This window comes from Roseateles sp., assembly GCF_036486225.1.
Lineage (GTDB): Bacteria > Pseudomonadota > Gammaproteobacteria > Burkholderiales > Burkholderiaceae_C > Roseateles.
In genome coordinates this window covers 42,751-51,843 of sequence record NZ_DASVNZ010000292.1, presented here as the reverse complement: position 1 = coordinate 51,843, position 9,093 = coordinate 42,751, and the positions used below count along the sequence as shown (strand labels likewise).

Genomic DNA, 9,093 nt, shown 5'->3' with positions numbered 1-9,093 from the left:
GTCGCCCTCCTCCAAGGACTCGTCATGAAGCGCTCCCTCCTCCTGCTGCTCGGTGCGGCCGCCCTGTGCGCGCCGCTCGCCCCGGCGCTCGCCGACGCCTACCCCAGCCGTCCGATCACCATCGTGGTGCCGTTCCCGGCGGGCGGCGGCACGGACGCCCTGATCCGGAGCCTGGCGCCGGCGCTGTCGCAGGAACTGCACCAGACGGTGCTGATCGACAACAAGGCCGGTGCCGCCGGCACGATCGGCTCCGCCGCGGTCGCCCATGCGGCGCCGGACGGCTACACGCTGGGCGTGGCCACGACCAGCACGCATGCGGTGGCCCTCGCCGTGGTCAAGGGCGCGCGCTACGACCCGCTGCGCAGCTTCGCGCCGATCGGGCTGATCGGGTTCTCGCCGTACGTGCTGGTGGCACGGCCGACCTTGCCGGCGAAGACGCTCGCGGAACTGATCCGCGACGCCAAGGCCGCGCCGGGCAAGCTGACCTTCGCCTCGGTCGGGCAGGGCTCGCTGTCGCACCTGATCGGCGAGCAGTTCAAACAGGCGACGCGGACCGACCTCGTCCACATCCCCTACAAGGGCGCCTCGCCCGCGCAGACCGAGCTCATGGGCGGTCAGGTCGACCTGCTCTTCGACAACCCGGCGACGCTGGTGCAGCAGATCCGCGGCGGCCGGATCAAGGCGCTCGCGCAGACGCAGCGCAGCGCGCTGCTGCCCGAGGTGCCGACCTTCAAGGAGGCCGGCCTCGCGGGCTTCGAGTCGCAGCTCTGGTACGGGCTCGTCGCGCCGGCGGGCACGCCGCCGGCGGTGGTGAAGCAGCTCTCCGACGCGCTGCGCAAGGTGCTCGCCAACCGGACGACCGTCGCCACGCTGCAGAGCAGCGGCGTCGCGCCGGCCGAGGGCACGCCGGCGCAGTTCGCCGCGACCTTGAACCAGCAGGTGCCGTACTGGGCGAACGTGGTGAAGACGTCCGGCGTGGTGATGGAATGAGCGCGCGCATGACTTCCCCGTCGATGACGCGTCGGGTGCGTGTCTTCGCCGCCGCGGACGGCAGCGGCGGCAATCCGGCGCCCATCGTGCTCGATGCTGCGGGCATGAGCGACGAGCAGATGCGCGCCGTCGCCGCCGAGGCCGGGCACGAGAGCGGCTTCGTGCTGCCGGCGGAGACCGGCTCGTCAGCCGACTTCCGGTTCCGCTTCTTTGTTCCTCGCCATGAGATGGAGATGTGCGGCCACGCGACCGTCGGGGCGCTGTGGTGCCTGCGGGAAGCGGGACTCTGGCGCGAGCCGCACGCGCTGATCGAGACGCTCAGCGGCCCGGTGGAAGGCGTCGTCCGCGAGGTGGGATTGCCCACTGAGCGCATCGAGATCACGCAGCCGGTGGGCCGTGTCGAGCCGATGGTCGATGCCGACGTGCTGCGGCGCATCGCCGAGGTGCTGCGCGTTTCCGCCGACGATCTGCTGCCGCATCCGGTGCTGAACGCCGCCACCAGTCGCGTGAAGACGCTCGTGGCGCTGCGTTCGGTGGCGGCGCTGGACGGCCTGCGGCCGGACTTCTCCCGCATGGAGGCGTTGTGCGAGGAGATCGGTTCGACGGGGCTCTACCCCTTCGCCGTCGAGTCGCTGGCGCAGCGCCGCTTCCATGCGCGACAGTTCCCCAAGTCGTCGGGATACCCGGAGGACGCGGCCACCGGCATTGCCGCGGCGGCCCTGCTGTTCGGGCTCAAGGAACTTGGCCTCGTGCCGGTGGACGACGAGGAAGTCCTCATGCATCAGGGGCGTGCGATGGGACACGGCTCCGAGATCCGTGTGCGATTCCATCGCGCGCCGGACGGCGGCGTGCTGGGCTGCTTCCTCGGCGGCCGAGTGGTGGCCGACGCGCCCGCGTGACCTCAGCCGAAGACCGTCTGCACCAGCGCCACGACCTGCGCCGGATCGGCGACGCCGCTGGCGGGCAACCCCTTCGACGACTGCACCCGGGCCAGTGATTTCGCGGACTGGTCGCCGAACACGCCATCGGCCTTCACCGGCTCGCCAGCGTCGGAGAGTGCCAGTTGCAGCAGGCGCACGTCCAGACCGCGCGTGAGCGGCGAGGTGACCGCCACCGGCCGTGTGCCGGGCGCCGGTCCGGCGTAGCAGCCGGGCGGCGGCTCGGACAGCGTCGCGGGGGAGATCTCCAGCCCGCGCACCACCAGGGGCAAGGCCAGGCCCCAGCGATCCTGGTCGATCAGGCGCTGGAAGGCGTCCATGCGGTAGACGGTGGCGCGCAGGTCCTCGCGCGCGCTGGTGGCCAGCCAGTTCATGCGGCGCCTGACGTAGGCCTGGATCCAGCCGCGCTCGCCTTGCTTCTGGAGGCTGCCGTCCTTCTCGGTCGTCTCGTCGCGCAGCCGGTCCCACGAGCCGTGCACGCGGCTGTCGTAGACGACGGCGAACGACAGCGGCAGGGTCAGGCCGAGCTTGCGGGCCGCGTCGACGGCCGGGGTCCAGTAGCGTGTGTCGAAGAACACGTCCTGCGTTTCGCGCATCACCAGGTCGTCGCCGCAGGCGCGCAGCACGTTGGCGAATGTCGCGTCCGTGTCGAGCGACAGGTCCAGCGCCGCGGTGCGCGCCAGGAAGGGCGCCAGGCGTCTGGAGAATCGAGCGCCGGGGTTGGCCGCGTACTGGGCGAGCAGGTCGTGCAGCAGACCCGAGCCGAGCGTGGTCTGCGAGCGGCCGTAGGTCAGGTGACCGGTGTCGCCGGGGATCAGCGTGACCTGGTCGTAGCGGCCCAGCACGGCGCTGGTCTCGAAGATGTTGACGAGGGCCTTGGCGGTCTGGGCCTGGGTGGCCGTCAGCACGAAGGCGCTCCTGGGCTCGCCGGCTCCAGGCGAGGGACCGTCGGTGATGCGTTCGGTGTGTGCCATCGCGGACTCCGTGGAGATTGCCCGATGGATGGCTTGTAGGGCGATCGTCGGCGGGTCGCATCCTCAATCCGGAGGAGGCCGGTGGGCCGGCTGAGCCCTGTTCACGGGTCCTCGGAGCGGCTTTCCGGATCGCGATCGCGCTCGTAGTGCCGGGCGATCGGGAACGGCGGCAGCCAGGCCTCACGGCGCACGGTCCAGAGTTCGTAGGTGGGCATCAGCTGGTCGGGCGCGTCCAGCGCGCCCAGGTGGACCTCGATCTCGTCACCGCTGCGGGAGAAGACGGACGATCCGCAGCGGGGGCAGAAGTGCCGGCCGCGGAACTCGTGGGTGTCGCCCCAGAGGGTGACCGCGTCCAGCGAGTAGATCGCAGACGCGTGGAAGAGCGCGCCGTGGTGCTTGCGGCAGTCGAGGCAATGGCAGAGCCCGACCCGGTAGGGACGGCCCGTCGCGACGAGGCGGACATCGCCGCAGAGGCAGCCGCCGGTGAATCGGTCCATGGGATCGTCTCCTTGCGCCTTACGGCGCTTCACGGCGCTTCACGGCGCTTCACGGCGCCTTCGCTGGCTCGCAGGCGACGCGCTTCATCGGGAAGTCGATGCCCCGCGTCGTGCCGTTGCTCTGACCTTCGATGCGGGCCGCGAGTCCCGTCTCGCCGACGGCCTTGTAGAGGATGCGTTGCGGGAAGTCGTGCGCCGGGTTCTCGAACGTGACCGCGCGCTCGCCGATCGAGGTCGCGACGAAGGTTGCCTCCTTCTGCCGGGACGGCAGCGCGATGTACACGACCTGGCCTTCGGCGTTGAGGCGGATCTGCAGGAACTCATGCTCGACGGTGCGCCCGTTCTTCACCGTGCGGCCGATGCCGAGCATCGTGCCGCCGGCCAGCGGCAGCCAGTGCTCGACCGAGCCGGGCTCACCCTTCTCCGCGGCCCAGCAGCCGGCGAGCCAGCTCAAGCGCTCCAACTGGGCCTCCTCGGCATGCGCCGGCGGCGATGCGAGCGACGAAAGCAAGGTCAGCAGCAAGGCGGTGGCGGCGATGGGTGAACGCATGGCGAAGTCTCCGGGCACTCGATGCACGGAATCTACTGCTGCCGGATGGCGACCGCCATCCGCGCTCAAGGGGGTCAACGGCGCTGCGTCTGATGTGCGGTGCATACGGTGTGAAAGGCGGTCAGCCCGGGTGGCCGCCACCCCTCTCCACCAACGCCTTGAGCGTCCCCAGATCGCGCGCCACATGCGCCGCGTCGTTCTCGAAGGCTTCATCGGTCACGCCGGGCATGCGCAGCAGCACGAAGGCCGCGACGCAGCCGTTGCCGGACGGCGTGATGCGCATCGCGTTGTGGAAGCGCTGGCCGTCCGGCAGCGTCACGTCGTGGTCGAGCACGCGGAACGCGTTGCGCGGCGCCATCTCCACACGGATGCGGCCCATCGGCGATTCGGCGAACCAGCCGTCGGCCTCCTGCCGGATGCCGGTCGCAAGCCCGGAGGCCCAGAGCGGCAAGCGGTCCGGGGCGCAGGCAAAGTCGTAGACCGTGTCGGCGTCGACATCGATCGTCTCGGAGATCACACGGGCGGGATGGACGGTCATGGGGTATCTCCTTTCGAGGGCAGGCCGGCGCACTGGACGACGGCCCATGGTTGCCCTTGGCAGGGAGCAAGGCAAGTGCCACCCCTCCTGCCGGCAGGTCGCACAATGACTGATTGGTTTCTCCAGACAATCCGGCGACATGGATCGATTCGACGCGCTGCAGGCCTTCGCCCGCGTGGTGGAGGCGGGCAGCTTCACCAAGGCGGCCCAGACGCTGCACATGAGCAAGACCACGGTGACGCAGCTGGTGCAGCAGCTGGAGACGAGGCTGCGCGTCAAGCTGCTGCATCGCACCACGCGGCAGGTGCGCGTGACGCCGGACGGCGCCGCGTACTACGAGCGCGTCGTGCGCGTGCTCGCGGAGCTCGACGACGCCGATACGGCGCTGTCGGATGCGACGAGCACGCCGCGCGGGCGGCTGCGCGTCGACGTGCCGAGCCCCTTCGCGCGCATGGTGCTGATGCCGGCGCTGCCCGACTTCCATGCGCGGCATCCGGAGATCCAGCTCGACATGGGCGTGAGCGACCGCATCGTCGACGTGATCGGCGACAACGTCGATGCGGTGCTGCGCGGCGGCGAGGTCACCGTGCCGTCGTTGATCGCGCGGCGCGTCGGGGATCTGCAGCTCGGCGTCTTTGCGTCGCCCGGTTATCTGAAGGTTGCCGGCACGCCGGCTCATCCGGGCGAGATCGAGGATCCCCATCACCGCATCGTCGGTTTCCTGCGCGCCAGCAAGGGCACCGTGATGTCCATCGAGATGCGGCGCGGCGACGAGACCGTGGAGGCGCGAGGCCGCTATGTCGTGGCGGCCGACGACGGCAACGCCTATCTGGCGGCAGGACTCGCCGGCATGGGTGTGCTCTGGCTGCCTCGCTACATGGCCGACCCGCATGCGGCGCGCGGCGAGCTCGTGCCGCTTTTTACGGACTGGGACATGGATCCGATGCCGATGTACCTCGCGTACCCGCCCAATCGGCACGTCAGCGCGAAGCTGCGCGTGTTCATGGACTGGATCGAGGAACTGATGGCGCGCCATGCGCCGATGGCGACAGGGCGCTTGTGACACGCGACCGCTGAGACGCGCCCGCTGAGGCGGATGCGTCCTGGGCGTGTTCAGGGCGCGGCGTTGGCCGACCCCGAGCCGGCGCTGCGGCGGCTGTCGACCCAGGCGTCCACCACCTGCTCGAGCACCGTCAACGGCACATCGCCGGTCAGCAGCACGGTGTTGTGGAACTGCTTGATCTCGAAGCGGTCGCCCAGCTGCTGGCGCGCCTTCTCGCGCAGCGCCTCGATGCGCAGCCGCCCAAGCATGTACGCGCAGGCCTGGCCCGGCCAGGTGACGTAGCGGTCGACCTCCTGCGGCGTGATGCCGTAGTCGATGGCCTGCTGGCGCGTCCACTTCATCGCATGCAGGCCCGTGTCGACCACCAGGCGGCGCGCGCGGAACAGCGCGCCGTACAGCTGGCCGAGGTGCCCCACCGGATCGCCGTCATACCAGCCGTTCTCCACGGCCAGTTGCTCCGAGTAGAGCGCCCAGCCCTCCACATAAGCCGAGCCCGCCATGAACGCGGCGCGACGGCGGAAGTAGGGCAGCTCCTTCGCCTCCATCTGGATCGCCAGCTGGAAGTGGTGACCCGGGATCGCCTCGTGGTGGACCAGCGTGCGCATGTCCGCGATCTCATAGGTCGGCCCCGCGAGCGGCGCCCAGAACACGCCCGGCTGCGAGCCGTCGGGCGCCGGGGTGGTGTAGTGCGCGGAGGCGGTGGGCTCGGTCAGAGCGGGCTCGCGGCGGACTTCGACGGGCGCCTTCGGCATCACGTCGAAGATCAGGCGGGCGCGCGTCTCGGCGTCGCGCAGGTAGGCGGTGTAGCGGTCCAGCAGCTCGCCCTGAGGCGCGGCGCCCGTGGGCTGGCGGTCGGCGTCCATCTTGCGGAAGCGCTGCTCGATCGTGCCGTCGGCATACCCGAGCTGCCGCAGCAGGCCGTCCATCTCGCCCTCGATGCGGGCGACCTGCTTCAGTCCGATGGCGTGGATCTCGGCCGGCGTGAGTTCGGTCGTCGTGTTGGCGCGCAGGCGCGCGGCGTAGAACCGGTCGCCATCGGGCAGGCGCCAGACGCCGGCATCATCGGTGGTCAGCGGCAGTTGCTCGCGCATCAGCGCCAGACCGCGTTTCCATGCCGGCGCGATCGACTTCGCGACGATCGTCTCGGCCCGCGCGCGGACGCGACGGCGGGCGGCGTCGTCCAGGTCGGGCAGCGCGGCCATGCGTTCGGTCAGCGAGATCACCAGCGGATTCGCGGCCGGCGGCACGGCCACGAACTGCTCGATCTGGCCGATCGTCGTGGCGGTGATGAACCGCGGCATCAGCACGCCCCTGACCTGCGCCGCGCGGGCGCGGGCGATGCCCTGGTCCATCAGCGCGGCCAGGCCTTCCATCCGCCTCAGGAAGCTGCGCACGTCGCGCGCGCCGCGCATCGGGTGCTCCTGCACGAGGAAGGTGATCGGCCCGACGTGCACGCCTTCCATGTGCTCGAAGACGTAGTGGTGATCGAAGAACGCCGCCTCGGCCACGTCCTGCTGCAGGGCCCAGGCCATGAGCGCGGCGGAGGTGCGCTGCGTCGGGGTCAGCGACTCGCGCGGGAACCGGTCGAGCTCCGCCAGCGCCCGGCGGTCGCGGGCCAGGTCGGCGAGCGCCGATGCCCGCGAGAGGTCGTCCCATCGGCCGTCCAGCCGGTCCTGCGTGGGGCCTTCGAAGTACTGCATGCGGGTCGCATGCTCGGGGAGGCTCTTCATGCGCGCGGCGGCGGTGCGCTCGGCCCACGCGTCGAAGTCGGCGGCGCCGTACGTGGTCTTCGCCGTCGCCGCGACAGCGTCGAAGACCGGCGAGGCGGTCATCCAACCGGCCACGCCGGCAGCGAGCAAGGTCCGGCGCTGGATGGGCAGCGCGCGGGCGGCTCGGGTCGTCTTCGTCATGTGCTCTCCCTGGTCGACGAGGCGTCGATTGGAACGGGAGGCAGCGTACCCGGCTATTCGTCACTCCCGGACGAGCGGGCGCGGGTCACTCGGCGCTGAACTCGTAGTCGGCGAACTCGGCGTGGTTCCACTTGATCAGCACCTTCAGCTTGGCGCCGGCGGCGGGGAGCGCGGACCGGTCGAACTGACAGAACACGCTGACATTGCCGTCCTCGCCGAACAGGCTGAGCTTGCTGCCCTCGCCGCAGGCGAACGGCTGGCCGTCGAGTTCCGGTGCGATGCTGGCCGAGGTGTCGTCATGCCCGCCGGTGAACATCGCGCGGAAGCTGAAGCGCTTGGGCGTCGTCCCGGCGGGGAGGGCGCAGGTGATCTCGCGCCAGTCCATCATGCGGTCGGTCTCGACGCAGGCGGTCGCCTTGAGCGAGGTGCCGGGTGTTGCGGCGGCGGGCGTTTGAGCGTTCGCGGAGGTGGCGCAGGACGCGCAGATGGCGAGCAGCAGAGCGATCGTTCGCATGGCGAGCCTCGATGCGTGAAAGCGGGAGATCTTCGCGAGGCTGTGTGACAAGGCGACACGCGGAACCTTGACGGTTGTCACGCGGGAATCTTGCGGGGGCGCATCGAGCTCGTTAGACTGCGAAGCTCAAGATCTGCCTGGGCGAGGTGTGATGGGCAGCGCCACCCGAGTCATCGGGTTCCAGTTGAACTGGTTATTCGCAGCAATGCGACAGAGAACCCCGCATCGCGGCGGCCCCTTCGGGGGCCGTCTGTCTTTGTGCCGGTCGATTAGCCTGAAATCTTTCGCCGAAGGGTGGTGGCCCTCAGGAGATTGAGAAACGAAATTCGGCGTCGCACACGGAACCGTTCATACGCAGAGAAGTCAACCGCATACGCGGATTGCACTTGCAGGAGCAGGCGGCCCTTCCGCTTGTTGTCACGCGTCACTTCAAAGAAGACGATGTACTGCTGGCCTCGCTCATCGGACCCTTCGACGGGTTTCGTGGTCACGAAGTTCTGAGGGTAGTCGCGAGCGATCTGAATTGTTCGCTTGCGTAGCTCTCGAATGATTTCCGGCAGATGTCGCTTCGAGAGCTCATACCGACGTTCGCAAAGCACGCGTATTTCGCGGCCGTCGTCGAACAGTTCCGTGGTGGGAATCTCGCGGCGGCGTCGTCCATCGCGCGAGATCGATCGTGTGAAACAGTGACTCGAGAATGCGACGACGACGGTCACTTCAAAGCCAAGCCCTGGATCGATGCGGAACGCGAGAGGGTCCAGATGCGAGAGATCCCATGTGTCTCCTCCGCGTATGACGTTCTTGAACCGATGGTGAGCTCGAACAACGTCAAGGTGATTAGCGATCGGCACATCGATGAAGGGAGAGTCTTCTTGAACAGGGCGCGGCTCGCCCTCCAGCGTTGAACTGCACATGACTTGGCGGCCCTGGGGATGATGGGCCGGTCATGTTTCCGATGAAGGACTCCTGCGATCTTGCGCGTGATCAAAGGATGCGCAGGTCAAGCAGAACGTGCTGCGTTCGTCGTGAGTTCGCGACCTTCAATGTGTGAATCGATCGCCGCAGGTGACTGAAGAATGTGGGCGCGAGACCGAGAGGAGTCGTGCTTATGGAGGTCAA

10 protein-coding genes are annotated in these 9,093 nt (G+C 69.1%); 3 read left to right on the top strand and 7 right to left on the bottom strand.

From position 1 onward, the window contains the following. Positions 1–24 precede the first annotated feature (24 nt). Both VF536_RS19325 and VF536_RS19320 read left to right on the top strand, forming a co-directional pair. The gene (locus VF536_RS19325; RefSeq protein WP_331616499.1) at positions 25–990 is read left to right on the top strand and encodes a tripartite tricarboxylate transporter substrate binding protein; all 966 of its coding nucleotides are present in this window, start codon (positions 25–27) and stop codon (positions 988–990) included. An 8-nt stretch (positions 991–998) separates the two neighbouring features. After that, positions 999–1,889: a PhzF family phenazine biosynthesis isomerase gene (locus tag VF536_RS19320; protein WP_331616498.1), complete on the top strand. Its 891-nt coding sequence runs from the start codon at positions 999–1,001 to the stop codon at positions 1,887–1,889. Positions 1,890–1,891: 2 nt separating this feature from the next. Here the strand turns inward: VF536_RS19320 and VF536_RS19315 are convergent, their stop codons facing one another. The 4 genes from VF536_RS19315 to VF536_RS19300 all read right to left on the bottom strand — a co-directional run bounded on the left by VF536_RS19315 (position 1,892) and on the right by VF536_RS19300 (position 4,487). Then, the gene (locus VF536_RS19315) at positions 1,892–2,902 is read right to left on the bottom strand and encodes a peptidoglycan-binding protein (protein ID WP_331616496.1); all 1,011 of its coding nucleotides are present in this window, start codon (positions 2,900–2,902) and stop codon (positions 1,892–1,894) included. A 101-nt stretch (positions 2,903–3,003) separates the two neighbouring features. Then, positions 3,004–3,399 (bottom strand): GFA family protein, encoded by a 396-nt coding sequence (locus VF536_RS19310; protein WP_331616495.1) that lies wholly within the window; start codon positions 3,397–3,399, stop codon positions 3,004–3,006. A 49-nt stretch (positions 3,400–3,448) separates the two neighbouring features. Further along, positions 3,449–3,949, bottom strand: coding sequence for a DUF6265 family protein (locus VF536_RS19305; RefSeq protein WP_331616493.1), 501 nt, complete (start codon positions 3,947–3,949; stop codon positions 3,449–3,451). Between the two features lie 121 nt (positions 3,950–4,070). Next, positions 4,071–4,487 carry an SRPBCC family protein gene (locus VF536_RS19300; RefSeq protein ID WP_331616491.1) on the bottom strand — a complete coding sequence of 139 codons (417 nt, stop codon included), beginning with the start codon at positions 4,485–4,487 and terminating at the stop codon, positions 4,071–4,073. 139 nt (positions 4,488–4,626) lie between these two features. Between VF536_RS19300 and VF536_RS19295 the strand changes: the two genes are divergently transcribed. Continuing rightward, positions 4,627–5,550, top strand: a complete 924-nt coding sequence (locus VF536_RS19295) for a LysR family transcriptional regulator (protein ID WP_331616490.1) — start codon at positions 4,627–4,629, stop codon at positions 5,548–5,550. A 50-nt stretch (positions 5,551–5,600) separates the two neighbouring features. On the opposite strand, the gene VF536_RS19290 is transcribed toward VF536_RS19295, so the two are convergent. The 3 genes from VF536_RS19290 to VF536_RS19280 form a co-directional block, all read right to left on the bottom strand. Beyond that, positions 5,601–7,460 carry a DUF885 domain-containing protein gene (locus VF536_RS19290; protein ID WP_331616488.1) on the bottom strand — a complete coding sequence of 620 codons (1,860 nt, stop codon included), beginning with the start codon at positions 7,458–7,460 and terminating at the stop codon, positions 5,601–5,603. Positions 7,461–7,545: 85 nt separating this feature from the next. Then, on the bottom strand, positions 7,546–7,974 hold the full coding sequence (locus VF536_RS19285) for a hypothetical protein (protein ID WP_331616487.1): 429 nt from the start codon (positions 7,972–7,974) through the stop codon (positions 7,546–7,548). A gap of 269 nt (positions 7,975–8,243) precedes the next feature. Further along, a complete protein-coding gene (locus VF536_RS19280; protein ID WP_331616486.1) occupies positions 8,244–8,888 on the bottom strand; it encodes a hypothetical protein in 645 nt (214 codons plus the stop codon). Between the last annotated feature and the right edge of the window lie 205 nt (positions 8,889–9,093).

Excerpts from the sequence above, each read along its gene's own strand:
- VF536_RS19325 (WP_331616499.1), top strand. The coding sequence starts at position 25 with ATGAAGCGCTCCCTCCTCCTGCTGCTCGGTGCGGCCGCCCTGTGCGCG.
- VF536_RS19320 (WP_331616498.1), top strand. The coding sequence starts at position 999 with ATGACTTCCCCGTCGATGACGCGTCGGGTGCGTGTCTTCGCCGCCGCG.
- VF536_RS19315 (WP_331616496.1), bottom strand. The coding sequence starts at position 2,902 with ATGGCACACACCGAACGCATCACCGACGGTCCCTCGCCTGGAGCCGGC.
- VF536_RS19310 (WP_331616495.1), bottom strand. The coding sequence starts at position 3,399 with ATGGACCGATTCACCGGCGGCTGCCTCTGCGGCGATGTCCGCCTCGTC.
- VF536_RS19305 (WP_331616493.1), bottom strand. The coding sequence starts at position 3,949 with ATGCGTTCACCCATCGCCGCCACCGCCTTGCTGCTGACCTTGCTTTCG.
- VF536_RS19300 (WP_331616491.1), bottom strand. The coding sequence starts at position 4,487 with ATGACCGTCCATCCCGCCCGTGTGATCTCCGAGACGATCGATGTCGAC.
- VF536_RS19295 (WP_331616490.1), top strand. The coding sequence starts at position 4,627 with ATGGATCGATTCGACGCGCTGCAGGCCTTCGCCCGCGTGGTGGAGGCG.
- VF536_RS19290 (WP_331616488.1), bottom strand. The coding sequence starts at position 7,460 with ATGACGAAGACGACCCGAGCCGCCCGCGCGCTGCCCATCCAGCGCCGG.
- VF536_RS19285 (WP_331616487.1), bottom strand. The coding sequence starts at position 7,974 with ATGCGAACGATCGCTCTGCTGCTCGCCATCTGCGCGTCCTGCGCCACC.
- VF536_RS19280 (WP_331616486.1), bottom strand. The coding sequence starts at position 8,888 with ATGTGCAGTTCAACGCTGGAGGGCGAGCCGCGCCCTGTTCAAGAAGAC.